This window comes from Halorubrum sp. Atlit-28R, from assembly GCF_003665955.1.
GTDB lineage: Archaea > Halobacteriota > Halobacteria > Halobacteriales > Haloferacaceae > Halorubrum > Halorubrum tropicale.
Window position 1 is genome coordinate 1 of sequence record NZ_QPLS01000015.1, and the last position, 25,994, is coordinate 25,994.

A 25,994-nucleotide genomic window follows, 5' to 3' on the forward strand; every position below is an offset into this window, starting at 1 on the left:
CTGATTCTCGACTGGATTCACCACTGGCTTCTCACGAAGCCGCCCTTGACGTTGGCGCGAACAATCTCGTCGCCTGTTCCACGACCACTGGGAACCAGTACCTCTACGACGGTCGTGAGTTGTTCGGACGGTTCCGCGAGACAACAAACGAAATCGCCCGCTTGCAGTCCAAACTCCATGAGGATCGCTACTCCTCGAAGCGGATTCGACGGCTGTACCGACAGCGGACGAAACGCCGTGACCACGCGCAGAACGCGTTGGTGCGCGACCTCATTGAACGATTGTACGACGAGGGCGTGGCGACGGTGTACGTGGGGGATTTGACTGACGTGCTGGACACGCACTGGTGGGTCAGGGTGCATGAGAAGACGCACAACTTCTGGGCGTTCAAGAAGTTCATCCACCGCCTCGCGTGCGTCTGTGAGGAGTACGGCATTAGTGTTGAAGCCGAGTCGGAAGTGTGGACGAGTCAGACGTGTCCTGAGTGTGGGGACCACGAGGAGACGGTTCGCCACGGAGATACGTTGACGTGTTCGTGTGGCTTCGAGGGACACGCCGACCTCACAGCGTCAGAGACGTTCCTTCGAGAAAACAGCGATATGGAAGTCAGGCCGATGGCACGGCCCGTGCGATTCGAGTGGGACGACCACGACTGGTCGGGGCAACCACACCCTCACGAAAGTCCCAAAGAAGCGCGCACAAACCCGCAAGTTGCCTCCGTGGGTCGATAGCCGAATCCCCAACGGAGGAATCCTCACGCTTTAGCGCGGGGGGATGTCAAGTCGATAGCGACGGTGTCAATTGGCGCTTCGATCGTCACCCGGACACACTCGCCCGAAAGTCATTTCCATCCCACGCCTGCGGCCGCAACGACGGACGCCGAACCGTCGTGTATCGACGTGACTGAAGTCTCACTCGTGACACGTGCCGTCCACGCAATGTGGCGGGCAGCGTACGAGGACAACAACGTCGACCAGTTGAATAGCGCATCAAACCCGCCGTGAGGCGGCATTATCGCATGGCGCGGTCAGCCAGGTCCATCATCTGCTCGCGAGCAGCTTCGACATCCGAGTAGAGCACCAACGCGTGCTTGATGAGGCGACGGTCCTCCAGATTCTCTTCCCAGCGTGTAATCACGTCACGGCGTTCGTGAAGTTCGTCACTTGAGAGATCGCCATCAGCAAGCGACTGTTCGAGCTCTTCCCACGTCTCGACATCGTAGGTCGCCTGCCACTCCTCTATCTCTTCGGTGATCGCCGCCAATTCGTTGCGCAGCTCCTCGCGCGTGTTCTCCTCGATGAGCGAACGGATTTCCTCGAAGAGCAGGCGCGTGTAGTCCGGCTGATAGCGAGTCGTCTCGCCAGCCTCGACGCGACGCAGTTGCCCCTGGTCAACGAGATCCTGGAGCTCCTCGTTGGTCGTGCTCTAGGCGGCGTCGGCCTGCTCGCTGATCCAGTTAACTGAGCGGGGTTCCCGAAGTGACTCGGCGACCGCCCGAATGCGGTCGCGGGCGCTCATCGACTTATCCCACGACTGAACGCCGTCCTGCGGGGGTTCGGACATACGGGACGTTTAGCTCTGATTGCGATACGGGAGCGGTGTCACGTCGAACGCATCGTAGTGCCGGTCGTACGTAAGGATGTGATCGATCCCTAAGTCGTCCATATGGGCTACAACAGTAAAATCGGTGAGCGACGCATCCAGATCCGTCCACTCGACAAACGTTGCTTTGGCGTCATGGAAAACGTCCTCGGAGACGGAGTCGACCTGATAGAGCGTGCTCTCGTCGAGCGTCGTCAGGAACGAGGCTGCGTTCCGCATCGACGCTTGCTTTTTCAGCCGTGTGGCAGCCTCGTCGACGATGTGATCGTTGACGATGAGGCGACGATAGGGGAGGTCGCCGTCGCGGACGAAGGCCATGAACGCCCGCGAGACTGCGTGCATCTGATCTTGTGGGTTGAATAATGCGTACAGGAACTTCGGCCCGACGACGACCTGATGGCGGACGTGCCCCGGGCGAAAATGCTCGGGCGTGATCGTCCCAATAGGGGTTTCGACTGGTTCAGCCATCCGAATTCAGGATTTCGCAGACGGGTCATCGGCGAGCGTGAACGATTCGTCGCTGCCGTCCCATTCCTCGACGAGATCGTCTTCCTCGCGGGCATCCGTCGCCGCCGACGCTGGGAGGGATTCGTCCTCGAGGTCGTCGAGGACTGTGAACGCCGGGTCGTTCGGGTCAGCCTGCTGCTGGCGTTCGATCCACTCGATAAGCGCCTCGTGGCCGGCTTCCTTGAGCGAGAGGCCGTGCTCTCGCGCGAACTCCCGGAAGCGTTCGTATTCGTCCTCGTTCAGTTCAGTTTGCACGTGCTTGGTGTCGTTACTGCTCATAGGGACCCCAGTTGCTACTCCCATCTACTTGCTTATGAAGTATAAGATGTTTGCATGAGATAGTTCATAGCCCATATTCAAACGGGAGACAGGGCGGACTACTGGCCCTGACGTTGTAATACGAATCCGGGACAAACCACACCAACCGATGCGTGATCGCTATCAGGATTTCGAGGAACTGCGGCCGACCGGCGAGGCGTCCCACATTCCGGACACGAGGCTGGACGACGGCTGTGAGGGTTCCCCCCGGCGGCAACGCGTCGCGACGAGCTCTGGTGGCTACTCTGATGTGCCGACGGCTGCCGACGGCGAGTGCCGGTCCTGTGGGGCGTCAGTCCCAGACGGCCAGACGAAATGCCGATTCTGTCTCACTAACCATCTCGGGAGTGACGCCACTCGCACGGACGAGGCCGCGTCGACGACGTGCCTCGGCATCGGCCACCTGGTCGTCGAGTCGACCACGTTCTACGGCGCCGTGGCGAAGGGCGGCGCCGCGGCGAACTTCCTCTCCGCCAACGAGGCGGAGCCGGCCATCGACGACTACACGCTCCTCTACGACCTCGACGAGGCGCCGGCGCGCCAGCTGTCCGAGCAATGGCCCTCACTCCCCGACGCGGTACAGGTGTCGTCAGCGGAGGGAGAGCGACTTCTCAGTGCCGCCCGTGACCGGACTGGGTGGCACGGGCAGGGAGTGTCGAAGTACCAGGAGCAGGCCCCGACGCGGCTCTACGACCAGCGTGGGGACGGCATCCGCGACGCGTCGTGTCTCGACGCGGTCCTCGCCGACGCCGACGACGCGGTGTGGCTGGTTCCAGCGATAGCGCTGACCGAATCCGCCGGCGAAGCTGGGGCTGATCGGCAGGCGTTGTCGGTACCGACGACGCAGGAACTCGAGTGTCAAACCTGTGGACGGGCGACCGACCATCAGTTCAAAACCCACGAGTCGGTCCCGGATGCGGCGTGGACGGGGCAACCGATCTGGGAGTGCCGGGTGTGTGGCTCGGCTCGTTACGGCCCCAGTCTCGAGTAGCGCCAGTGTGGCGTCGATTAACCAACAGTCTGCGAGTACCCTCGAGGTTCGTTGGTTAAGACTAGGATCTCCTGAAAGCCCGACGCCATTCTCGATGGTGGGCTTTCCGCGCCGGCGAGCGGTGAGGCGCTTCCGATGGAGCAAGAGTTCAAACAAGGGTACTGGATGCATCGTATACTCAGCAATCTCAACCGACTCGACGTCGACCGATTGGACGACGCGGATCGAGAGCGAGTCGAGACCGCGAGAGATCCCCTAAAGGGGGTGAGCCTTCTCACGCGGCCGGGCGACGGAGCCGGGGCGGACGCCCATGCAGATTCCTAACTGGAGTCGCCGGCCACGCCCAGGAAGGCAACTCTCGCGTCGGTTTATCCCCCCCGACAGGGGTGCGGGGGCGATCCCGTGAAGTCCAGACATGGCGACACTACAAGATGCGACGACATCGACTGGCGCGATCGTATCGGATCCGCAGGCAGTCCGCGAGCTCTGTGAGAGCTACTGCTTCGGGACGCTCGACTGGGAGGTGACCGACGAGTGCGAACTCATCAATCACAAGCCACCGAGACCGCCGGACTCAACAACGCAGATCAGAAGCGGATTGAGGCAGTGAGAGCCTCTCCTGCAAGATGTGAGAATGCTCCCCCAGCCGGAACACAGCGGGGACGCCGGAACACAGATCGAGTCCTGAGCGGCGGGGTAACGATGAATACGAATGTCTGGCTCCTGAGACTGTTTATCTGCGCCAGGAGGCATGCAGCGCACAATAGCGGGCGCTGCGTGACTCACCATGCCTGGTCCCGATCCGCACGATGACACGAGTCACGACTACGAACAGTTCGAGAAAGAACTGCTCGCCCAGGACCGTGACGCCGCCCGGGTTGACACGGCGGACATCGACGACGTCGCCGTCATCGGCTATCGCGATCCCCGACCGGACTAGACGCTGTCACTCCTGACTGTTTATTGCTGTATGCCTTCACTCTGTCAGTTCAACGCCGTTTTCCACCGAACCACATACGCGATCGAGGTAACCCAGAACGCGGCGAGGAAGACATACATCGCGTCGCCACCAGGGTTGATCGAGTCAGTAAACGCCCCTGAGAGAGCGTATGCGAGGACAGCGACGAAAACAGGCGCCCCGATGTACACGGCGGTATGCGGCTGCCACGCCGTATCTGTCAGGCTCGTACGTTTTGCGTGAAGATACATCGCAACACCGGTCAGCGGAGCGAGTACCAAGATGAGACCAAACAAGCCGAATACAGTTGCGAAGAAGGATGCTCCCTCATGTGGCCCGAAAAAGACACCTCCGATGACAAGCGGCGTGAACACCACGTACCCGACGATGACGATTGGCCATCCACCGGGGAGTTCGACTTGTGAGCTGACCCGCTCGACGAGCGCTGGCGTCAACGGATATCGCCACGCGTCACCGAATATTGCTTTGCCCGTCGCGATGAATCCAACAAGGAACGTACAGGTCGTGATGATCATCCAGACGAGGAACAACGCCGAGATGACGAAACTCCCCCCGGCGGCGATAGGTTCGGAAAGCGTAATCCCGTTGGTGATGCCCTGTCCGGTGAGTTCGGCGAAGGTGAATACGGAGCCGAACGTCAGCACTGTCAGTGCTAGCACGCCGAGATGCCAGTCAAGTGCGTTGCGGGCGTTCCGTTTGGTGAACTCATTGGTCGCGACGAGATACACGATACCGGCGCCGACGACGCCGGTTGGGATCGACAGCAGGTGAACGAGTATACCGCCAATCGATCGTTCGTTGAGCAGTTCGGGCCCGGGTGCGGTGGACATGGATGCTGAGGTCATTGGGCTGTGGAGGGTCGTGTAGTGGGGGATGTTATTGCGCGATGTCAAATTACGCCGATGGGAGGAGGTTTAGCGGGCCGTAGTGATCGCGGACCCAGCGGGCGAGTCGCTCAACGAGGAGCAACGCCAGGCTGATCACCAGCAGCTCAACTGCGGTGTCCCACAGTACGATGTCGCTCTGCGTACTGCTTACATCAGCACCGACGATTGTGAGAACACCACCGAGAGCGAACAGCACCAAACTCAACTGAAGTCCAGCGAGTACGAGCGTGCGGATCCCTGCCGTGTCCGATAGCGTGAGGAATCCACGGGTGGAGAGCCGGTCCAGCGGGGTATCTGTGTGTAGCGCGCGTTTTCCCTCCGGTGAGAGCGGCCAGTCCGATCCTGGATGGTTAATGTAGAACAAGGTGATCGAGTCGGGATACGTCTCCGTGGCCACGACATCGATCGTCTGTAACTCCTGTAGCCGATTTCGGACCGTCGCCCTGCTCACATCGGGCTTGATACGCGCGTGCAGTTGTCGAAGGGAGAAGAACGGTCGATCTGACTCGATCATCGTCTTGACGACGTGCTCTTGGGAGAGCGTGTTGTCGAGGTTCCGATCGATCCGTTCGTCGATCCATGACGGAAGCGCGGACACGGTACCACCCACTTGTCGACGGGGTGTATTAAATCGAGACGGGTTTTTTGCCCCCACGAACCGCCGTTTCGCGGCCCTGAAACGGATTCGTTTTAACTCTGGTCGGCCGGCCGCGACGCCGACGCGGAGGCCGAGTGATGCAGCAGACCCTCGTCGGCTGTGCGTTCTGCGACGCCCCGCGCGGTACCGAGACTGGCGAGGCCCACACCTGGGGGCAAGACGAGCGGGTCACCCACCCGATCTGTGTCGACTGCGCGATTCGGTCGGAGCCGGATCCCGAGGAGCGCGATCACGTCGTCTGTGACGGCTGTGGACTGGTCGTCGACACGCTCGCAGCACTGACACGGTTTCGGATCGAACTCGGCCATCTCGAAGGCCCGATACAGGTCTGTGCGCGGTGTAGTCCCGGTGGGCCGGCAACGTACTGGACGCGTGACCTCAAGGCACACATCGTCACGGACTGACCCGCCGAGCGGTCGTCACCAGGAGTGGCACGGCGACCACCGCCGGAGGGTCACAGTTGTCCGTAGCTGTCCCAGCCCCCGACCTCGGCAGCGCTGGTTGTGTCGGTGTCCCGTCGCTCCGCTATCTTCAACAGACGGGCGCTCATCGGGATGACTATGGACTGCCCCGCGTGCGGATCCCCCGTCACCCTCGAGGTCGGACCGGACCGGCCACTGTCGACGTCGCTGTCCGACGCCATCCTCGCAGCGGAAGAGGACGAGCAGATCGAGGTGACGCGAGACTGTTGGGACTGTTGCTGGCACGAAACGCGGGCGCTTCGCGTCGCATCGATCGACACGACCGCCGGCGACGAGTCCGCCGTCGAGCGAGCCGCACTCATCGACAAGATTACCGACGAGTTCGCGGCGATCGAGAGTGTGGACACGCTTGAGGAGACGCTGGCTGCAATCCGCGAGCAACGAGCAACCGACTCGGCGACGACCGATACGGACGACGCGGCGGAGTGACTCGCAATGCCTGATGCAGAGGCCAACTATAACACTCGTGAGCAAACCGGGGATCCTGACCACGCATCGGTCGACAATGTGATCGACCTCGTGGTCCACCGGGCGCAGAACCCGCGAGCGGAGCACGAAGATACCCATTTCGACAGGACGATGGCGACCGTTATTGATACCTACGGGACCGAACCCGTCCGCACAGTCATCCACCGCGTTCTCGTCGACGACGAGCCGTTTCGGACCGCCACGAATGGTCTTGAGATGCGCAACGTCGACGGCGTTCGGATCGGAACCGCCACCAGCTGGTTCCTCGAGGAGCTGAACGCACAGGACGACGGCTGAAACTGGCCGAACGGTCCCGTCAGCCCCTTCATGTGCAATCTCTGTGCAAACGCCGAAACGGTTATTACTCTATGTGCAGAACGTGCACATAGAATGAGCGAAAGCGACGACCCGCGACGAGTCCATTTCCAGTCGCCGGAGTATCTCGTCGACCGGCTGGATGCGATCGCGGAGCTCTTCGACAAGGATCGGACGGATCTGCTTGTCGAGGCGATTCGGGAGTACATCGAAGACACGGCCGACAGCGAGACATTTCAGGAGTTGGTCGCGACGAAGTACTACGACGACCAGCTTGAGTTCGAGACGGTCAAGCAGTTGGTCGGCGCCGAAACTGCCCAGCGCCTCCGGCTTCTCAAAGCGGATCTCGAGGATGGACCACTCGATCTTGCTGCTCCCGACGACGTCGACGTCTACGATGGCGACGCGACAGCGGTCAAGACCGCAGCCGACGACGAGGGATGAGCGGCCAGCGACTGCGTACGGTCGTCGCCGACACTAGTGCGCTCGTGAGTCTCACGGTTCCCCGCGCCGACGCGGCCGTCGACACTAACACTCCGGACCCGTTCCAGTATCTGCTCACCTCATGTGACGTGTTCGTGCCGCCAGAAGTGGTCGCCGAACTCCGTGACATCACGCAGTATCAAGATATCCACGCCGCGGCTGCGAACAACGTCCTCGCGGCCCGTAGCTACTACACGGTTGAAGACCCCTACGAGCGCGAGGATACACCGGACTCCCGGCCGACGTTCGGCCTCGACAACGGCGAAACCGACGGGATCGTTCTCGCGAACGCGCTCGATGTCGATGGGTTTCTCACCGACGAGTTCGGCGGGACGAACTTCCCACTGATTCACGCCGTGCTACAGGGCCCGCGGATCGTCCCGACACCACGGCTCATCGTCGACTACGCCCGAAACGGGCATCTGATCCCCGAAGAGGCTCGGACGCTGATCACGACGATTAGCCCGCATCGGAGCTGGGAGAACAGTCCGTACGTCACACAATTGGCCCGCCGTCTCGAAGAGTAACCGGCCTCCGAGTAACGATGCCGAACACCCAGCGCCGGCGACGACACCCGAAAGCCCTCGGCCGCTCGGCATCCCGCGACCACCGGCGCTCCTCGTGCCTGCGGTGCTTGCGGGGCCGGGGGACGACCGAGACAGCCTCGCCCTTTCTGAGTCCGCCAGGATGTCGGCTGGGTTACTGAGCGTCAAGAGTGGTTGAACGGTGTTTCTTTACGGCCCGCCACGCTCGCCGCTGCCGCCCTCCGCGTCGCTCGCGACCGACCATTCAGGGCCGCCGGACGCTCTTACCACCGTCCGATAGCGCTCACGAAAGCAGCTGGTAAGGACGAGCAGCGGAATCCATCGTTTCGCCTGGCCCAGACCACTTGTCTCCAGAAAAACAAGACTGATATGCGGCTATTGTAACGGTCGATATATGCCCTCCATGACACGCCGTGGTGCCCTCGGCGTCGTAGCCAGCGCCATCGGCGGCATCGCCGGCTGTGCCGGTCTCCGTGGTGAGGGGTCGGTCCCCATCCAGCGGTCGTGGTATACAGGAATTCACGACCCCTCATCCGTCGCCACGACTGAGACCGGTCATCTCATTGCCGGCTCGCACAGTCCGTTTCGGGATCGACCGATCGTCGCCGGGCTGGATACCCAGACCGGTGAGACGAATTGGACGGTGACGGTCGCTAAAGGCGAAAAATCACCAGTCGGCCTCGGTGACGGGCGGGCGTATGCCATCTCAAAGGCCGAAACCATGGTCGCGGTCGATGCGGCTACGGGTGACACCGTCTGGCAGCGCCCGCTCGCGCCGATCGATGAGGCCGATCCTGGAGTCGTTGCGTTCGCTCCGATCCACCTCGGTGACCGCATCGTGGTCCCGATCTCCGGCACCGAGGATGACGTACCGGATCGATTGGTCGGCGTCGCCCGTACAGACGGTGAGACGCTTTTCACTCACCCCCTGCCCGCGTCGCTGTCGGGTGCTCCCGGCGCAACGTCCGGTGGTGTGGTTGTACCTCTCGTCGACGGCCGTGTGCGCTTCGTCGACCGGACCGGAGCGGTCGGATGGACTCAGGAGATTGGCGCTGCGCTGTCATCCGTTGGAACCGCTGCTGGAACTGCATACCTCGGCGCTGCCACAGAGGAACTGCTGGCACTGGACACTGAGTCCGGTAGCGTCGCGTGGCGCGGCTCGCTGGCCAACACCGTGTTCGCACGACCGTTAGTGACCGACGAGCGAGTGTACGTCGGCGGCGCTGACTACACGCTCCGAGCATTCGACGTGGCCTCGGGTCAGGAGGTGTGGAGCGACGAACTCGCGAACGCCGTGACCCACGGGCCGATGCAAGTCGGCGACCGCCTGGTGACGCTCGTTGGTGGGAAGCATCGCATCCGGGGCCCAAGCGGCAGTATTCCGTTCAGCCCAACCGAACTCTACATCCACGAACAGGACGGCACGCGCGTCCGGACAGTCCCGCTCGATGGCAGACCCTTCGAAGACGGCGGTAGCGTCGAATGGGCACAGGTAGCGGGCGAGACCGTCTATCTGGGACAAAACTTCGGCCTGACGCGGATCGCTCCGGAGGCGATCACCGATGCGTGACCCCGACACCGACGCTGCTGCCGATACGCACGACCCATCACGGGACACAGGCGAACGACAGGACAGCCGAAACTGGTCGCGCCGCCAGGCGCTTGCCTCACTCGTATCAGTAGGAACGCTCGGGCTGGCTGGATGTAGCCTCCAGTCGGTGACAGCCGGTGTACAGCCGCTCTGGGAGCGTGACTTCCCGGCCGCCGTAGCTGCGGGCCCACCAGCCGCGACTGACAACCACGTCGTCGTTGGTGGACAAGATAAGCGACTCCACGCGTTCACGGCGGACGGGGAGCGGGCCTTTGCCGTCGAAACTGGTGGTCCAATCGAGGCACGACCAGCTGTCCCGACATCGGGCGGCCCAGTCCACGTCCACAGCACCGACGGAGACCTCTACACGATTGGGCTTTCGGGTACCGAACGGTGGCACGTAGAAGGGCGGGCCCGGAACAGCTGGCTCGGGCGGCAAGGATCGCTGCTGGTCGGTATCGATCCGGTCGACCAGACGATCATCGGCTACGATGCACGCAACGGCACACGCCGCTTCCAACAGTCTGGCCGGAGATATCCGTATCCCACGCTCAGTGAGTCGGCCTGTATCGTTCCCGTTACGGACTCGGAGCGGCACACGAAGCTGGTTACGCTCGCTCCGACGACCGGCGAGGTGCTGTGGGAGACACCCGCTCGCGACGGCTATCCCCAGGTTGTGGCTGCCGGTGACCGAATCGTGACGGTCCGCAATTCCACCGTCCGGATGCGACGGGCCCGCGATGGGCACGTTCTGTGGGAGACCGCAGTGACCGGCGAGGTGGCCAGCCACTTTGGGCCGCCACTCTGGCTTGGCGAGCAAGTCTACGTGCGGGCTGGCCGTGACGATCGCGCGGACGAGTTCGTCGCCCTCAACCGCGATGATGGTTCCATACAGTGGCGTCGGAGCGTCGGGTACGAACTCGAGATCGTGACGACGACTTCAGCGGGTGTGTTCGTTGCGAGTTCGGTCGACGACCCTGATGGCGGCATCCTTGTTCGGCTGGACGCCTTCGCCCTCGATGGCACCCGGCGATGGCAGACGACGACCGACATCGCGATTGGCGGGACGGTCGAGACGCTGGAGCGTGTCGGTGACGTCCTCGTGGTGGCCAGCGAGGGCGAACTCGCCGCGTACGATCCGGCCAGCGGGTCGCGTCGGTGGCATTACGATCCAGAGTCCTATCGGGTCGGCGTGACAACGGCCGATGACGCACTGTATGTTTCGTACCGCGACACCGGTGGCCTAGCACGGCTCCCAACTGGGTGACACGGCGGTATCGGTCCTCTTGTTCCCCGATGGGAGTGGAGGATTCTCCCCGGCTTCGGGACCGACTGACCTCGTGAGAAGCCAGGACTATTCGGGTGGTACGGCCATCGAAGGCCGAGATACATTCACCACCCATTGTCTGTCGGAGGACCTGTCGTCGCGTCAGCGGGACCCTATGCTCAGAGAATAGCGACGAGGTAAACGTATTCTGGAAAATCACCAGCTGAGAGAGGCAGTGGACATTACAACGAAAGCCCCCGAGCGCTCGCCGGCCGCGACTCGCTGCGCGCCTCGTGCCTGCGGTGCTTGCGTCGTCGGGGCACGTCGAGCGTCCGGCCCCTTTCAGTCCCGCCCGGAATCTATTGCTGGGCTAGTGGTCCCCATCGGTTGGCTGGTGTGGTACGAACGGCCCGCCCCGCGACGGACGTAGTTGCGTCGCGGGCGAAACGGGCAATGCGCTGGCCGCTCGCTCCGGGCGGGTCGGCGCGCGGTGCTGGTTGGGGTCGCCGCACTCGGGCGCGCTCTCGCTCGCGCCCGGGAGGGCGCTCGCGAAGGCGCGAGCGAGAGCGCGCAGATGGTTCTGTCGGTCGTTGTCGTCGGAAAACCGCGATGTTGGAGCATCGCGGTGGCGGCGCGCGAGCGCCTTCACAGGGACGGTGAGTACCCAATGTCTAGTACCAACTCGAGTCGCAAGGTCGTTACGGTAGATGAACAGGCATTCGAAAAAGCGGACGAGCAGGCGGTCGATGAAGACGGCTTCCCGGTCGTCGACGAGACGCCGGCGTTCGAGGCCGCGGTCGACCAGGAGACGCAGGCGAAGGTGGATGCGAACCACCCGGATGGGATCGCGGACACGAGCCAGGACCGGATTCACGGTGTCACCCTCGAACAGGAGGAGCGCATTCAGGCGCGGGAAGCCGAACTGGAGCGCATCAGTGCCCAGGCCGAGCTGGGCACGCAGGACGGTCGCGAGCAGCGCACGCGGGAGGTCGCCGCTGAAGGGAGCAGGCAGCGCCGGCGGGAGTTCCAGAAGCGGGCCGCGAGCGTGGACCCGATGGCCGACCCCGAACGAGATGATCCTCGAGCGGAGCTCTCCCAGGATGAACTGGCGACGGTGAACACGGAAGCAGACCGACTCGCGACGCGGGTGGATGGCTGGTCACGTGCGGCGATCAGTCGACGTCTGGCCGAAGCAGTCGTCGACGGCACGGACATGACGAGTGCGGTCGTGCAGGTGTTCGAGGAGTTGCAGACGGCCCCGGGAGGCATCGTGCCCATCGACGCCCTCGAGGACATCGATCGCAAAGAAGTGAGTGTCGAAGGTCGAATCGAGGTGCTCTGGGATAGTGGCTCACCAGCTATCGCTCAAGTCGGCCTCATCGCAGACGAGAGTGGGCAAACGAAGGTGACGATCTGAGAGAAATTGAATGCCCCCTGGGTCGAAGAAGGTGAACGGGTGCGTATCCACGGAGCGGCGAAAAATTGGTACGAGGGACGCGTCTCACTGGCCGTTACTGGCTGGTCGACGCTTCATTTCCCGGAGCGCGGCCGCTGGTGGGACGAATAACCAATCGAAGCAGCCTTCTTCTTTGCTGTGTGCCGGACCGACCCAGACCCCACCGCCCCACCCTCCGCTCCGTGCTCGCTTCGCTGCGCGCGCAGCCACGACCTCGAGACACGGTCTGAGATTTATCCCTGAAATCGGGGGAAACGGTGCGCGACCGGGCGTGTTTGTCCGACCCCACGAGGGGTGCGGGCGTGCCCAACGCTCGGAGCTACGCATGAAGGTCGAAGGAGACTACACGTGCGATATTTGCGGCGAATCGTTCGAAACGAAGGTCGAGATTGCCGGCCACGTGGCAGGCCACAAGCGGTCAGTCACACCGGACCACATCATTGTGCTGTGTTGAATAGCAATCTCTGAGCCATGGTGAGACGATCCTGATCTTGAGACCACTAGCGTCAACCGCTAACAAGCCAACTCAAATTTTGACCCCCTCGGTCAACACCGCTATTCAACAGAGCACATCATTGAGGAGCTCAGACGCGTCGCCGAACAAAAAGGCCGATCGCCGATGCAACCCGAGGTCGAGGAAGAGACAGAGTTCACAGCTGGTGCCGTCCAATCAACGTTCGGGAGTTGGGAAGAAGGACTACACGAGGCGGGGCTTGAACCACTCGATCATTCCTACTCAGAAACGGAGGTAATTGAGGAGTTACAACAACACGATTAGGCTTCTATACCGTCACCAGTTTTTCTGACTGTCTAATCCACTGGTCAAATAGATTGATAGAAACTATCAGACGTGCCTCCTTCTTTCCAGGAGCTGACCCCACGACCGTACCTGAAACTGTCCGCACCCGAATCACGAGGCTACAAGGGCCCAAAGTCCATTCGTGATCAGATCTATCGGTATGTTTGGATCTCTCGGCTAAAAGAGACCTCTAACCCAATTAGTGATTTTAGCGTGGCAGTGAAAGGCACCTTAGACATCTATCTTAGTCAAGTGTCTTAGAAATATAACTTAGAGATGTGTTCCAGAAAGCGGCTTCCTCGGTTGTATACGAAACCAGGTGAACACCCGGGTTTCGAGCAGGATCACAACAACGGCTATTCTATGTGGGCTGCGACGAGCGAATGTTATAAGAAAATCTTAGATAATAATCTAAGGTATTTTAGATATACAAGTATCTGAGATATCTAAGATGTCTATCTCAGACATGTGTCTGGCATAGATTTATTTGATACGTATCTAATAATCAGGTATGCTCTCGTACACGGTTTACAGCGAGGCGGGCGGCGTCGGCAAGACATCGTTGACAGCGAACGTCGCCTGTGCGCACGCCCGAGCAGGGCTTGATGTCTTAGTGATCCCGCTTGACCCACAGGACGGTAATCTAAGCCGACTGTTCGACGTCGATGACGATCGGAGTGATTCGTCCGCAGACAGCCTTGTTCGTCACCTCGTCGGGAACCCTGGTGGAGAGTTCGACGATTTGATTCGAACGGCTGAGGGGATCGACATCATCCCGGAGCACAACACGCTTTCGGACCTCTCAGACCACCTTGCTCGCGAAAAGAGCCGGGCAGAGGATTTCGGCGACGCGTACAACATCTATGCGCAGCTCCGCCGTGTCCTCGCTGAAAACGATGTGCCTGACCGATATGATGTTCTCGTCTGTGACCCGCCAGCGACAGAGTCAGATCACCTCTATAATGCGATTTACGCGACGCGAAACCTCCTCATTCCGTTTGAGCCGTCGGCAAAGGGAGAAGCGTCCGTTGAGGGCTTAGAAGAACTTGCGACAAACTTCGCGGACGAGTTGAATATTGATGTTGGTGTCCTCGGGGCGGTCCCGATCGAGTTCAAAGGGACGAAAGACCAGAACGAGATCGTCGAAGAGGTGCCGTTCGAGGTGCCTGAGGTTATCGGCGATCGGACATCGATGATGGAAGGCTGCTGGCGACACCAGTGTAGTGCATTCGAATTCGTACGAACGCACCGGAGTCGGCGTCGTGATTATGAAGTTGAGACACTGGCCAAGTTCGACCAGATTGCTCGGTTCCTTGAGGCCCAAGGCGGAATTACTGCCCCGTCCCCGCCAGAACCAGGCGCATTAGACGATCCTGAGGAGGTGACTGTCTGATGGGGGGATTCAAAGAAGGCACCGTCAACGGGTGGGACGATGAGGAGGAGGAAGATGCTGACAGCGGGCCTGAGTTCGAGGAGGAGACCGTAGGTAATGAGGACGGCAGCCCGGAGGAGCGATCGACCGAAGTGGAGATCGAGACCGAAACTGACGATACAGTCGAAGGCGGTACGAACAGCACTTCAGCGAGAGAGATCCCCTGGGTTCTCCGGCGAAATAGCATCACTGACGGCCGCGACCAGACGGTCCAGCTTCACCTCCAAGAGGAGACGATGAACGTTCAGCGGAAACAGAAATCCCTCATCGAGGCCCGGCTTGGAGAGAGCGTTCGAAAAGCCGATCTCCGGGAAGCAGCGTTATTGGTCGGACTCCAACACACAGACGATGTCGTTGATGTCCTCCAAGAGTGGGGGTACAATCTGGAATGATATCGCAGTAAGTGGTTTATTCATTCTCCGGCTGATCGCTAGACGGCAAGACGAACACTACTCTTCAGATGAGAAGATCTCGCTGCCGACGTCGGACAGTTCGCTAGCTTCCTTGTGAGCGTACATCTTCGACGTCGTCGACGGATCCTCGTGTCGGAGGGCGCGTTGTGCGTCACTGAATCCTGCCTCGTCGTAGTATGCCTCCCCAACACCGCGGCGGGCGCCATGGAGCGTCAGATAGTCTTTTGAATCGGCTGAACAATCCACTGCAGCTTCTTGAGAGAGCTTCTTAAGCGTGTACCGACCGCCCTCAGTGGTTAACGCCGGTGGCGTAAGGTCTCGCTCGCGGAAGGCATCGGCGAGATCAGCCGTGCTGAGGCTGGTGACTGTGTCAATCGTCTCAGTATCGACTCCACGGTCCTGAAGCTGGCTCCGTGCGGCCTCTCGCAATGAGGCAAGGTGGAACGAAGGGAACACGGGCCACGTCTCGGCAGGCGGGTCTAAGAGCGTCTGCCAGCGGCTGAGAGCCCTGACAGGACGGTCAGTTAACGGTGCCTTCTCGACTTTCTGGCTCTTTCCAAGCACCGTCAGGATTTCCTGGTCAGTATCGATATCCGCCCACGTAATCCCTGTCCGTCGGTCATCGCGACTGGCAGCCAGAATCTCAGCGCCACGGACACCTGAAAATCCGAGAACGTAGACAAGCGCCCGGTCACGGGCAGCTGTGAGTGCCTCTTGACTCCGAGGATCCGAATCAATGGCGTCGTGTGCTCGTTCGTCGACGTACGAGACAATGGCCTCACGCTGTTGCTCAGACCAAAACTGCTGTTGACCGGAATCCGTCGTGGGGCGGTCAGGCATTTCGTCTTTCGCCCGGTCGGTGTCTGCCGGATTCTCTGCGATATACTCCCACTGCTGGCAATAGTGGAGATACGCAGAGACGAGCGAGTAGTAGTTCCACGCAGTAGCGGGTGTGATCCCCTCGGCATCACCGTTCGCCCGTCGAGCGTTCACGCGCCGGGCGAGATGACCAGCATATCGGGCGAGGTGCCGGCTGTCGAGCGCTTCCAGGGTGGTTACCCCGCGACTGTCCATCCATTCAATCCAGTCCGGGACGACGCGTTCGAGCGCTTGAACGTAGTTCCCTGAGCGGTGGATCCCGTCTTCAGGCGAATCTGTTTCTTCGATCGTCTTCGCCTTAGCGTCGAGGAAATCAGGCAGCGGCTCGTCGAGTGCTGTATCGCCGGTCATTTCCCTGGGTTGCGGGCCATCAGCTGGCGGTGCCATCGATTCAGCTTCACCGACGGCGGCGACCCTCAAAAATCTACTTGTGACTACTCGACTAATCCAAAGTGGATAGCAAAATTTTCAATATCGCCCCAATCACCCGTCTAGCGGCTGATTACGGCCAAATAGGCTAGATTCCCCGTGTTGTATATCATATGTCGCTATACAGAATATAGGGTGCGGAAGTTGCACAGTTTCGGAGGATAGGACAGTGTTGGGTCAAATTGTCACCAAGTCGTGGTGTTTCTCACCGATCAGATACCGATTTAGGGCCCTCTTGATCGTATCTATCGGGTGAACATGCGAAATTGCGTAGATTTTGGCGCTGCTGAACAGTGTTATCACTCACGATCGGCAGACTCAGCGGGGTTCAGCCGATCAGTCGTGCGGGATCAACGCCGAGGCAACGAGTTCCACACACTCACCTGCGGTAAGTACGGGTGCGTAGTCCATCTCACCGTCGACACCCGCTTTCAGTAGAAAGTCGGTGAGCCGCCAAATATTGTACAAAAGTACCGCGAACACGAAGTAGAACAGGCGAACACGGTAGTCTTTCGAGGAGGTCTTGGCGAGAAAGTCACCTTTGATCGATTTGTACTCACTCTCGATCTGCCACCGGCGGCTGTAGCGCTGACAGAACGACTCGGCTTCCTCGGGACCGACTCGTAGATTCGTCGCGAAGACGGTCGTTTCCTCTCCACTCGTCGACGGTACGTACAGGAGTCGCATTGGATGCGATCCAGATTCCACGTGGACAGAGGCTGACTCCACAGCTACGTCCTGGTCGTCTTTGTCCATTTGGTCAAACACCTCCCGTTCGGAGCTGGAGACCCGCTTCGGAATGAGGTAGTTCACATCGAGGTTTGAGAGCGTCTGGAACACTTGTATCGAGTCAAACTCTCGGTCACAGAGTACTGTCTCGATCGGAACGTGTTTTTTTGCTCGTCGAACGAGTCGCCGAACAGTTCGATGGATCTGATTCGACGGGTTGTCGTCCCATTCAGAACTTTCTCGAACCGGTTCCACGGCAAGAACGAGTGGGATGTTCCGTCCAATGATCGAAAGCGTCGCAAATTTGAACGCTCGACCGTCTCTGTCTTTCGTTCCACTGACCATCGGCATCCTTTCGACATCCCCGTAATAGGGGATGGTCGTGATGTCGATCGCAGCGGTAACTGGTCTCCGAAAGGATGCTTCCGAGGCGATCACGGAGAGCAAGTGGTCTATGCTCTCGTTGAAGCCGTTTATTAGCCCTTCAGGATTGAACTGTTTGACAGCGCGGAGATGGGTGTCGCCGTGGGGTCCATACTCTTCACCACGACGGTACTGGAAGCGAGTCGCTCCCTGCGCGGTTCCGCACCGAACCATCCCCATGAACGTCTGTAACTCGAAAAATTGCGTGTCCTCGTACGAGGCGTTCGACGCCCGATCAGAGTCGAAGTGTCCAAAGGCGTGATCACGCGCGAGGCGCGTCGTCTGAATGATCTCGTTCTGTGAGAAAGAGCCGTCCTCTGTTGCGTCTGCGGCTTTCTCAGTATCCTCGACGATCTCTGCTTTTGGCCGAACCTCCGGCGCTGAGATGTTGCGATCGTGGACCTCTTTAACAACAAAGTCGGCGGCAGCATGGACGTATTCGTGGGTCGCGTCGTCGAACCGGTTCCGCCATGCCCGGGAGAACGCCGATTCGTCGGGCACTCGGCTGAAACCGAGGATAGTCGCCACTTCCGGTTGCCGGGTGAGTCGTCGAGTGAAGTCAGCGTACGAATCCCCGGTGATCTCCATGAACACGAATGAGAGAATCATCGCGCGAAAGGAGAGTGGCGCAGGATGCCACGCTGGATACCCGTCTTCAATCGCGTCTATCGCGTGATCAAGGTTCTCGAACGCGGTGACTATATCGGTTTCTTTGAACTTGTTTCGGAGACTAATCCCCAGCTGGTACGCTTCGCATAAAGAGCCCAGTTGAGAGTTTTCAGCGGGTTGTGAACTACGGGACCTGTTCATGTGGTTTGCTAAGGGGATTGAAAATATCGCTCTATGGTTTTGCTGTAATCTGTCGCAATTGAGATAGAATGACCTAGCTCTGGCGAAATTCTCAATGAGTTTCATTTTTATCCTGTAATTCTACGAGATGAGCGCCCTCCCGAAGTCGTAGATTCTTCGTTTTACTGAGAAGGCGATCCATCTGGCACGCTGAGCTGTCTCTCGGTACTCCTCGAAATTCTCCAAACACCGCTATACACTTGCGCAGCACGTTTTGCTGACGTTTCAAAGTGTGAAAGAACACGACCTATTGTGGCCTGCTTGACGAACTGACTGGGGTGCCACGCATCCATCGAACCCTTGGCTTATCTGAGCCTCCTATGCCACCAACGCTCAGTCAGCCGTTCAATCGACTTAATATGGCTGTGTGGCGTGTTATATCGAGTCTCTCAGCGAAGCTACTCTTGACAAACAGAGTTGTTGGAGTTGATGCGTCAGGATTTGACCGCAGTCACGAGATCGCTGGCAACGAACTTCCAAATTCCTGTCGCCAGCGCTCCAACCACTATGAGGATAAGAAGCACCCTCATTCCATTCGAGTCGGTTCTCATCCCATTCGCGTCGTCAACTACGTATGTTGAGCGGCTCACCGACTGTTTTTCATATTGACCGGCACCGAGCCAAAAATTATCATATACAGCAGATTTCAATATGGCCGATGGTTTTATATAAGCTAACAATCACCGCAGTAACAATCATTATAACATGCTGAATTTATATCGCATTCGGTTGCACAAGGATCGGTCGCTCCTCCCCAGTAGCAGTCGTAACAATTCCCTTGATTGTCATAACAACAATATAGTTCTGTGATTAAGTTCCGTCCTCCATCAGCAAAAATCCGACATGCTGACCCCACTACACACCCACTCTCTGGTTCGGGCTCAGGAATAGAGTCGTCGTTTTTATCATATAATTTACTTGTACGGGTAGTAAAATCGTTATCAGATGATTCTATGATGAATGTTGCTTTATCGGATTTCCTATATACAGCGTATGATTCACTAAATTGGGGTCGGACTATTATCGTTAATACCCCATCTGTAACTGGATTAGTATGGGTAATCTCAGCTGAAACACCCCTCTCTTCAACATGACCTCTCACTATAGTTCCACCATTCACACTCGTAAATGAATCAGTATCTAACGGGTCTATATCGGTTGGTTCAATCTGAGCGCCATCTGGAATGTGGGCATCTTTTTGAATTCCTCGAAGCGTCCCTTCTGCGTGTTCCTGTACCGCCGACCTCGCAACTTCAGGATCAGAAAATCTGTTCGCTAAATCCTTAGCTCTTTCAACTGTTTGCTGACTGTTAGATGGTTCGGGAGTGGACTTCGCCGTGACAGAGCCCGAACTAATAAGCCCTCCTGCCATCAGGCCTTTTCCAGTGTTTTGGATCAGTTCTCGCCGGTTTATTCTTTCACGATTGTTATTGTCTGCCATGGCTTTATCTCTCCTCTGTGGAATAATAAAACTAATGGTGTTTTGGATAGTTTTATCTTGTTCACCTCCAGTCATACAAACAACCCACATCGGGTACCAGTTTTGTGTTGAGATCTATCTTATTTGCTGTGTTGAATAGATACTGAGCTACGGTTACAACGGTTTACCAAGGGTTCTAGATTGATAATGGTAATATCAAGACGATCCCACCGAACTACCGATAGCAGCCCAGCGCTCGCACGACATCACCGATCGAGCCTCTCGCTGTTGAGTACGAAGTTTCGGCCTTTCACAGCTGAGAGTAGCCATTTGCTCGGTTGAGAGTTGTTCGCAGCTGCGTTGGCTGACGAGCCGCGGTAATGAACGAAATATTCAACGGTATGTGCGGCGATATCGTACTCGGCGTGACCGTCTTTGAAGCCGTTGTAGGCAACGACGGACTACAGGCCGTTTGATGAAAGCGTTATATCCCACATTATGAGAGAACTTCTATTAATTTTCTGAATTAATACCCGAGTTTTGTGTGAATACATATAGCAAAAGAACTAGGAAATGCCGATAACCCTGTAAATATTCCTAGCATTTAAGATCTGTAGTGTCTAGAGTCTTTGTGGGACGTACCTATTTGCGCATAGATATTACAATAGTCCACAACAATCAAACTGCTCACCTCACAAACTAGGTTAACTAGGTAATGCCCATGGTCATTATACGTTTGAGGGGTAAGTTGCTCAGCGTCTTATCCTGTGATATCTTATATAATACTATTCCGTTCCACATGTCATTAATTTCGAGATCATCAATAGTGTATTTTAGTTCCCGTCATGAATGAACTCGACATGTTCTTGGGTGGTATAAGCTAGTAGACCTGTAATCGAAGCTACTACTGGGCAGCCAATCCCATAAATAATAATAATTGAAAGAAATGGCCCGATACCTTGTGATATTATCATAATATTACCAGTTCTTAATACACTTGTTATACTTGGTCCAAATCCAAAGATTAGTGCAAACACTAAAGCCGTCACCATGGCCGCTTTACCACTATATAATACTGATGCTGCAAGGTCAACACTTGAAAATCCTATAATACCACCAGTAATACCTCCACCAATGGCCCACGCTGAGGGTCCAATGACTTGTTCCAATGCTATTCCGAATATTGATCCTACAGTAATCCCGATGAGGCTAGTTTTTTTCATAACCACAGATAGATAACTTCTGGTTTATATAATTAACGTATCTGTCCCTATTTTTACATATCTGGAATTTAGAATCATGATAATTTTCACGGATATAGGGTTTTGAATGTTTATCAAATTCTTGTACATAATGCCATTTAGCGTAGATTGAGAGATCATCTCTGAAATAATTCGTCGTTTCTATTTGCATATAGTGAAACAAGAATTTATCAGTATTATTCTCAACTAAAATTGTTCGATCGCCGCTCAAAAAGGCGTTCACCTGTTTCATCACAAGAAACCTTAACGATATCATGGGACGAACAGCAGGACTCTACAGTTTCCTGAGTAACATTCACTGATTTGTCGGTTCCTGGGCACTGATTGAGAAATAGTCTGAGACTGTTAAGGATTTGTCCTTTATGTACCGGTTGAAGCTCATCCCAAGATTTTGACCACCTGTCCAGTACACGGCTAGCCCCAATGTCTGCGATAAGTGCCTTCTGAGACGGCCACCGGCCAATTGTTTGAGTGTCAGCAACAAGTGACCACTCGTCTTCGTACTGCTGAATTTCACATGATTCAGCGTTAATCTTGATTCCGAGGGTTGAAACCACATTATTCGCGTTAAGATCTCTGGCAGCTAACTTAACCATCTCGTCGTTCCATGCCATTCTGAATTCATCGACAAGACAGAGGTCGTCGTGATCGTCACAGGGCTCAAGAATTCCCTCAGTAAGGTAATAGTCATGAACATTAAATTCTTCAATTGAATCAATTGTCTTTTTGTTCGAGGGCTCTGTGGTTGGCTTGCTCGAACCGTTGGTTGAAATTGCGCTGGCTGAGTTGAGACCACTTCGAGTGTCTATCTTTGGTTCCTTACCGAACCATCGAAGTACAGTTGACGGAAGATAGCGCTTCGTCAAAGTGGGGGTTCCGGGTACTAAGTATCCACGAAGATAAATTAAAGTAAGCGATATTGTAAAGAATGAGAATCCAGCAGCACGGGATATCTGACCCAAAACCAAGCTGAAAAATATTGCCATGACAAGATTTAGTGCGGTACACGGTCCACATCGATTCTCTCCGGTGTATTCGGGTTGATGCAGTGTCTCCACAATATCAAATTTCATTAGACCCATATTAGAGTAAATGAATATATATTTTATGATGATTCAACCCCATCACAAGTGTGGCGTAAGTTTATTCAACAAGAATACATTCACACCGTCTTCGTAATCAGGGGGAGTAAGTCAAACTCGTTGACTCGGCGTTGGTTAAATCAGAGCACCTGTATAAATTATTAAAACTACATGTGCTTAACTATGGCCAGTATTTTATTAACATTCAATTATTTTTTCATTGGTAATTTGGAAGTTGATGAAGGTGATGATTAATACAGACACGCTCTCAATAAATAATTCCATAAAAAGTTGTAGGAATAAAGAACGCATCAGGTACATCCTCCGAGGTTGTGGTCCTCCAGAGTTTCGGAGTTTGGGATCTGATGCGTGGCTTATTTTCACGCATACTGCGGATGGACGGCTTGCGTCCGGTGATTAGTAAACAGCCACGCAGTATGTTACTCAGAAAAGTTTTCTTGCTGATATAAAATGAGAACCGCATGACTGCTCCCTTTTCACACTATCTTCGGACGAACAGAAGGCACGCATCAAATCCACCCTCCGAGGTTGTGGGAAGTTCCACCGTTTCGGAGGATGGCCAGAAATGGACTGTTTTCCGGGATTGAAGGACCTAAAGAAAGGCTCTCAAAGCAATTCACTTACTGGCAGTCTGAGATCTCCAAGAAGATCTGGAGAGTAACCGGAGAAACGACCGAAATTGTGCCTGAAGTGACGGCGTTGCCACTCATAGCCGCCACGAGAATCTGGTTCTCAGTTAAGCACTACCCGTACGGGAGAAGTGCCGACGAGACCAGCTCCGTTGTCTCTCCGGCTGTCAGAACTGGAGGGCGATCGAAAACTCCGTCCTCGATCCCACCGACTTCTGCCTTCAACAGGAAATCCGTCATCCGCCAAATATTGTGCAACAACGCACCGAACACGAAGTAGAACAACCTGACGCGGTAGTCCTTGGAAGATGTCTTAGCGAGGAACTCGTGTTTGATCGATTTGTATTCACTCTCAATCTGCCAGCGCGAGCTGTATCTCCGACTGAGCGACTTTGCCTCAGCTGGACCGACGTTTACGTTCGTTGCGAACACACTTGTCCCATCGCTGTTCTTTGCTGGAACGTACAGGAATCGCATCGAGTGGGAGCCATTCTTGAGATGGACACTGCTCTTCTCAACAGCGACCTCCTGCCCGTCATCATTCATTCGTTCAATGGCCTCCTTTTCAGGCGCATTGACTCGCGTCGGGATGAGGTAGTCCACATTTAGGTTCGACAGCGTCTGGAAGACATGTTTTGAATCGAACTCCGCGTCACAGAGGACCATCTCGATATTGACGTGTTCACGCGCCCGCTGAATAAGCCGACGTACCGTTCTGTGAATCCGATTTGACGGATTCTCGTCCCACGCAGAACTCTCGCGAACGGGTTCTACCTCGAGGATGAAGGGAATGTTTCGTCCGACGATCGTGAGCGTCGCGTACTTGAACACATGACCTTCACCATCAGTATCGCCGCTCACCATCGGCATTCCTTCAACTTGACCATAGTAGGGAACTTTTGTGATGTCGATCGCAACCGTTGCGGGTTCCCGGAATCCGGACTCGGCCCCGAGAAGTGACAGTAGTTGTCCAGAGGCATCGTGGAACCCTTCGATGAGAGATTCCGTAGAGAACTGCTTTACCGTCCGTAGATGCGTGTCCCCGTGTGGACCCTTCTCGTCCCCTGTTCGCCGCTGGAACCGAGACGCACCTTGGGCGCTTCCGCAGCCAGTCATCCCCATGTATGTCTGGAGTTCGAAGAACTGCGTGTCGTCGTATTGCGTATTCCTTGCTCGTCCAGAGTCAAATGAATCAAATCCGTACGAGCGAGCGAGCCGCGTTGTCTGATGTATCTCACTCCCTTTGAATTGGGAGCTCTGTTCGTTATCTTCCCTAATTGTCGGCTCGTCGTCTTCGATTTCTACTGGTGATCGGACCTTCGGCGTGATAATTTCGAAGTCATGAACAGCGCGAATGAGTCGATGTGCAGCAGCGGTGATGAACTCCTGAGTTGTTTCGTTGAATCGGTTCTCCCAAGTCCGTGACATGGCGGACTGGGACGGTATATTCTCAAGTCCGAATACCTCTGCCAGCTCGGGATGGCGGCTGATTCGCCGATAGCTCCACCCGGAGATCTCGCGGTAGAGGAATAGCTTGAGCATCCCCTGAAACGAATGAGAGTTTGGATGCCATTCCGGATATTCGTCTTCGAGCTTCTCGAACGGTCCCTCAAGTCTTGTGAGAATGGGATCGAGAGGAGCGCCAGCCCAAAGCCCGTTGAAAAGCTTCTCGGAGACGAGGTATGCATCGGAGAGCGGGCTCGATTCTTTCACGGATCTCCAGTCCACCATGTGTAACATTTATCGATCTCTTACTGATGAAGCTACTGAAAGTCGGGATTTTGTTTAAAATTTCTTCTCAGAAACCAAGTGGTTGCCATAAGTGAATTACCGAATACGATGGTCTACCTTACTCACGGTCAATACGAAACATAACAGGTTGGACTACTCTGTTGATACTCTTGTTAGATATAATTCTAACCTAATTGCGGTCAGTGCCAGAAGAGAGACGACCGATCCACAGTTCGGTGGCGCGTGCCTGCGAGCACCCGAAGGGCGCGAGACAGCACGCGCCAGCGACGAGGCTTGGGAGGCGTGAGGCTGTGGTGCTGTACCGGCTGGGGCTTCGGAGGTCTTCACCGCGCTAGCAGCGACCCCCTTCTCATCACCAACGTCAGACACGAAATATCCGTTTTATAAGCAGTTCTCATCGACCGACTGTTTCAGGCGAGAAAATGTCTGAAGAATATATTTTTCCCAATAAACCGGAGAATTTGTGACTTCGGGAGCGGCCTCAGCTGGTGGGATTACAGAACGAACATGTAGATCCCTAATGGTTTCAGTAAAGTCGAAAAGATCCAACGTTTGTCAGGATTTACTACCTAGCAATCTTGCTCGCTGTAATAGATATTTAGTCCATTAGTGTCAATTGTACAAAATACGGAGACACATGTAGAGCTGTCATAATCTTGGGAGAGATCTGCCGTAGAAATGGCTCTTTCATCAATTGTATTAGCGGATATAGTGATTACCACTTCACCCTCCGTTCTCAACCAATCACTATTCAGGTTCACCCCATCGGTTGAGCCACCCTGAATAGGATCAAACTCGTACGAATTTTCATATAGTACATCATTACTCTCATTTTTTCCCAGTACTGTAACTTCTACGGGCTCATTTCGCATATTAACGATCTCTATTTCTTGGATTTCGACATGCGACTCACTATCTGAGATACAACCAGAAGTTAGTGCGATTGCTACACCCCCGAGGACTCCCCGGCGTGTTTGAAATTCCATAGAAGTTTAAACATCGATGTAAAAATAAAATTTATGGTGGATATTAAGTTATAAATTACAGTAATTAATAATTGATAAAATAACTACACTAAACACTAACTGCCTAAGTTAATTTTCTCTTTCTTCGACAGTCATTGTCGCGTTTTCCATTGGTAGGCGACGCACGGGTCGTTTTTCTGCGAAACTGCTGGGGAATCCCTTCTTTTCAATTTCATCTTCATCCAGTCTCGTCCCGGTACCAGATGTACTCGTGAAGTCATAATATTCATAGTTGTATGTCTTTTCCGTTTCAAACGTAGGATTCTGGAACGAATCGAAATAGTTCTTGTCACCAGATGCT

24 protein-coding genes and 6 pseudogenes are annotated in these 25,994 nt (G+C 55.9%); 17 read left to right on the forward strand and 13 right to left on the reverse strand.

Features of this window, described 5'->3' with window-relative positions; genetic code table 11:
- On the forward strand, positions 1–731 hold a 731-nt coding region (locus DVK06_RS16100; RefSeq protein ID WP_147438130.1), incomplete at its 5' end, for an RNA-guided endonuclease TnpB family protein.
- 50 nt (positions 732–781) lie between these two features.
- Positions 782–1,004, forward strand: a pseudogene (locus DVK06_RS19695) (hypothetical protein); the annotation flags it as partial.
- A 7-nt stretch (positions 1,005–1,011) separates the two neighbouring features.
- Here the strand turns inward: DVK06_RS19695 and DVK06_RS19700 are convergent.
- From DVK06_RS19700 to DVK06_RS18740, 3 genes and pseudogenes are all read right to left on the reverse strand, one after another.
- Positions 1,012–1,563, reverse strand: a pseudogene (locus DVK06_RS19700) (hypothetical protein).
- Positions 1,564–1,572: 9 nt separating this feature from the next.
- Positions 1,573–2,070: a type II toxin-antitoxin system VapC family toxin gene (locus DVK06_RS16115; protein ID WP_233561766.1), complete on the reverse strand. Its 498-nt coding sequence runs from the start codon at positions 2,068–2,070 to the stop codon at positions 1,573–1,575.
- Positions 2,071–2,076: 6 nt separating this feature from the next.
- A complete protein-coding gene (locus DVK06_RS18740) occupies positions 2,077–2,388 on the reverse strand; it encodes a hypothetical protein (RefSeq protein ID WP_158600098.1) in 312 nt (103 codons plus the stop codon).
- 148 nt (positions 2,389–2,536) lie between these two features.
- Between DVK06_RS18740 and DVK06_RS16125 the strand changes: the two genes are divergently transcribed.
- The 3 genes from DVK06_RS16125 to DVK06_RS18745 all read left to right on the forward strand — a co-directional run bounded on the left by DVK06_RS16125 (position 2,537) and on the right by DVK06_RS18745 (position 4,358).
- Positions 2,537–3,418, forward strand: a complete 882-nt coding sequence (locus DVK06_RS16125) for a hypothetical protein (RefSeq protein ID WP_121601039.1) — start codon at positions 2,537–2,539, stop codon at positions 3,416–3,418.
- A 135-nt stretch (positions 3,419–3,553) separates the two neighbouring features.
- Positions 3,554–3,742 (forward strand): hypothetical protein, encoded by a 189-nt coding sequence (locus DVK06_RS19380; protein WP_121601040.1) that lies wholly within the window; start codon positions 3,554–3,556, stop codon positions 3,740–3,742.
- 463 nt (positions 3,743–4,205) lie between these two features.
- Positions 4,206–4,358 carry a hypothetical protein gene (locus DVK06_RS18745; RefSeq protein ID WP_158600099.1) on the forward strand — a complete coding sequence of 51 codons (153 nt, stop codon included), beginning with the start codon at positions 4,206–4,208 and terminating at the stop codon, positions 4,356–4,358.
- A gap of 44 nt (positions 4,359–4,402) precedes the next feature.
- Here the strand turns inward: DVK06_RS18745 and DVK06_RS16140 are convergent, their stop codons facing one another.
- Positions 4,403–5,242: a DUF4870 domain-containing protein gene (locus tag DVK06_RS16140; RefSeq protein WP_121601042.1), complete on the reverse strand. Its 840-nt coding sequence runs from the start codon at positions 5,240–5,242 to the stop codon at positions 4,403–4,405.
- A gap of 49 nt (positions 5,243–5,291) precedes the next feature.
- On the reverse strand, positions 5,292–5,882 hold the full coding sequence (locus DVK06_RS16145) for a hypothetical protein (RefSeq protein WP_121601043.1): 591 nt from the start codon (positions 5,880–5,882) through the stop codon (positions 5,292–5,294).
- A 137-nt stretch (positions 5,883–6,019) separates the two neighbouring features.
- On the opposite strand from DVK06_RS16145, the gene DVK06_RS16150 reads away from it, so the two are divergent.
- The 11 genes and pseudogenes from DVK06_RS16150 to DVK06_RS16200 all read left to right on the forward strand — a co-directional run bounded on the left by DVK06_RS16150 (position 6,020) and on the right by DVK06_RS16200 (position 15,172).
- On the forward strand, positions 6,020–6,346 hold the full coding sequence (locus tag DVK06_RS16150) for a hypothetical protein (protein WP_121601044.1): 327 nt from the start codon (positions 6,020–6,022) through the stop codon (positions 6,344–6,346).
- A 156-nt stretch (positions 6,347–6,502) separates the two neighbouring features.
- Positions 6,503–6,853, forward strand: a complete 351-nt coding sequence (locus DVK06_RS16155; RefSeq protein ID WP_121601045.1) for a hypothetical protein — start codon at positions 6,503–6,505, stop codon at positions 6,851–6,853.
- Between the two features lie 6 nt (positions 6,854–6,859).
- Positions 6,860–7,189, forward strand: a complete 330-nt coding sequence (locus tag DVK06_RS16160; RefSeq protein WP_121601046.1) for a hypothetical protein — start codon at positions 6,860–6,862, stop codon at positions 7,187–7,189.
- A 93-nt stretch (positions 7,190–7,282) separates the two neighbouring features.
- Positions 7,283–7,651, forward strand: a complete 369-nt coding sequence (locus DVK06_RS16165) for a hypothetical protein (RefSeq protein ID WP_121601047.1) — start codon at positions 7,283–7,285, stop codon at positions 7,649–7,651.
- Complete coding sequence (locus DVK06_RS16170) at positions 7,648–8,217, forward strand: hypothetical protein (protein WP_121601048.1); 570 nt, start codon at positions 7,648–7,650, stop codon at positions 8,215–8,217. Before DVK06_RS16165 ends, DVK06_RS16170 begins: the two co-directional genes overlap by 4 nt.
- 412 nt (positions 8,218–8,629) lie before the next feature.
- Positions 8,630–9,805, forward strand: a complete 1,176-nt coding sequence (locus DVK06_RS16175) for a PQQ-binding-like beta-propeller repeat protein (RefSeq protein ID WP_233561768.1) — start codon at positions 8,630–8,632, stop codon at positions 9,803–9,805.
- Entirely contained in the window at positions 9,798–11,093 is a 1,296-nt protein-coding gene (locus DVK06_RS16180) for a PQQ-binding-like beta-propeller repeat protein (RefSeq protein ID WP_121601049.1), read from the forward strand. The genes DVK06_RS16175 and DVK06_RS16180 overlap by 8 nt, the downstream gene beginning before the upstream one ends.
- A 667-nt stretch (positions 11,094–11,760) precedes the next feature.
- Positions 11,761–12,660: pseudogene (locus DVK06_RS16190) on the forward strand (SOSS complex subunit B family protein).
- A gap of 457 nt (positions 12,661–13,117) precedes the next feature.
- Positions 13,118–13,327 (forward strand): annotated as a pseudogene (locus tag DVK06_RS18750) (homing endonuclease associated repeat-containing protein); the annotation flags it as partial.
- 532 nt (positions 13,328–13,859) lie between these two features.
- A complete protein-coding gene (locus tag DVK06_RS16195) occupies positions 13,860–14,741 on the forward strand; it encodes a ParA family protein (protein ID WP_121601050.1) in 882 nt (293 codons plus the stop codon).
- Complete coding sequence (locus DVK06_RS16200) at positions 14,741–15,172, forward strand: hypothetical protein (protein ID WP_121601051.1); 432 nt, start codon at positions 14,741–14,743, stop codon at positions 15,170–15,172. The genes DVK06_RS16195 and DVK06_RS16200 overlap by 1 nt, the downstream gene beginning before the upstream one ends.
- Positions 15,173–15,229: 57 nt before the next feature.
- On the opposite strand, the gene DVK06_RS16205 is transcribed toward DVK06_RS16200, so the two are convergent.
- Both DVK06_RS16205 and DVK06_RS16210 read right to left on the reverse strand, forming a co-directional pair.
- Complete coding sequence (locus DVK06_RS16205; RefSeq protein ID WP_158600101.1) at positions 15,230–16,423, reverse strand: tyrosine-type recombinase/integrase; 1,194 nt, start codon at positions 16,421–16,423, stop codon at positions 15,230–15,232.
- A gap of 414 nt (positions 16,424–16,837) precedes the next feature.
- The gene (locus DVK06_RS16210; RefSeq protein WP_121601082.1) at positions 16,838–18,421 is read right to left on the reverse strand and encodes a transposase; all 1,584 of its coding nucleotides are present in this window, start codon (positions 18,419–18,421) and stop codon (positions 16,838–16,840) included.
- Positions 18,422–18,614: 193 nt separating this feature from the next.
- On the opposite strand from DVK06_RS16210, the pseudogene DVK06_RS16215 reads away from it, so the two are divergent.
- Positions 18,615–18,957: pseudogene (locus DVK06_RS16215) on the forward strand (IS5/IS1182 family transposase); the annotation flags it as partial.
- Positions 18,958–19,175: 218 nt separating this feature from the next.
- Here the strand turns inward: DVK06_RS16215 and DVK06_RS18505 are convergent.
- The 6 genes and pseudogenes from DVK06_RS18505 to DVK06_RS18520 form a co-directional block, all read right to left on the reverse strand.
- Positions 19,176–20,018 carry a hypothetical protein gene (locus DVK06_RS18505; RefSeq protein ID WP_147438131.1) on the reverse strand — a complete coding sequence of 281 codons (843 nt, stop codon included), beginning with the start codon at positions 20,016–20,018 and terminating at the stop codon, positions 19,176–19,178.
- 44 nt (positions 20,019–20,062) lie between these two features.
- Positions 20,063–20,383, reverse strand: a pseudogene (locus DVK06_RS16220) (hypothetical protein); the annotation flags it as partial.
- A 372-nt stretch (positions 20,384–20,755) separates the two neighbouring features.
- On the reverse strand, positions 20,756–21,145 hold the full coding sequence (locus tag DVK06_RS18510; protein ID WP_147438132.1) for a hypothetical protein: 390 nt from the start codon (positions 21,143–21,145) through the stop codon (positions 20,756–20,758).
- A 221-nt stretch (positions 21,146–21,366) separates the two neighbouring features.
- Positions 21,367–22,257: a hypothetical protein gene (locus tag DVK06_RS18515; protein WP_147438133.1), complete on the reverse strand. Its 891-nt coding sequence runs from the start codon at positions 22,255–22,257 to the stop codon at positions 21,367–21,369.
- Between the two features lie 773 nt (positions 22,258–23,030).
- Positions 23,031–24,647: a transposase gene (locus tag DVK06_RS16225; protein WP_233561770.1), complete on the reverse strand. Its 1,617-nt coding sequence runs from the start codon at positions 24,645–24,647 to the stop codon at positions 23,031–23,033.
- Between the two features lie 590 nt (positions 24,648–25,237).
- Positions 25,238–25,654 (reverse strand): hypothetical protein, encoded by a 417-nt coding sequence (locus tag DVK06_RS18520; RefSeq protein WP_147438134.1) that lies wholly within the window; start codon positions 25,652–25,654, stop codon positions 25,238–25,240.
- Positions 25,655–25,994: the final 340 nt, after the last annotated feature.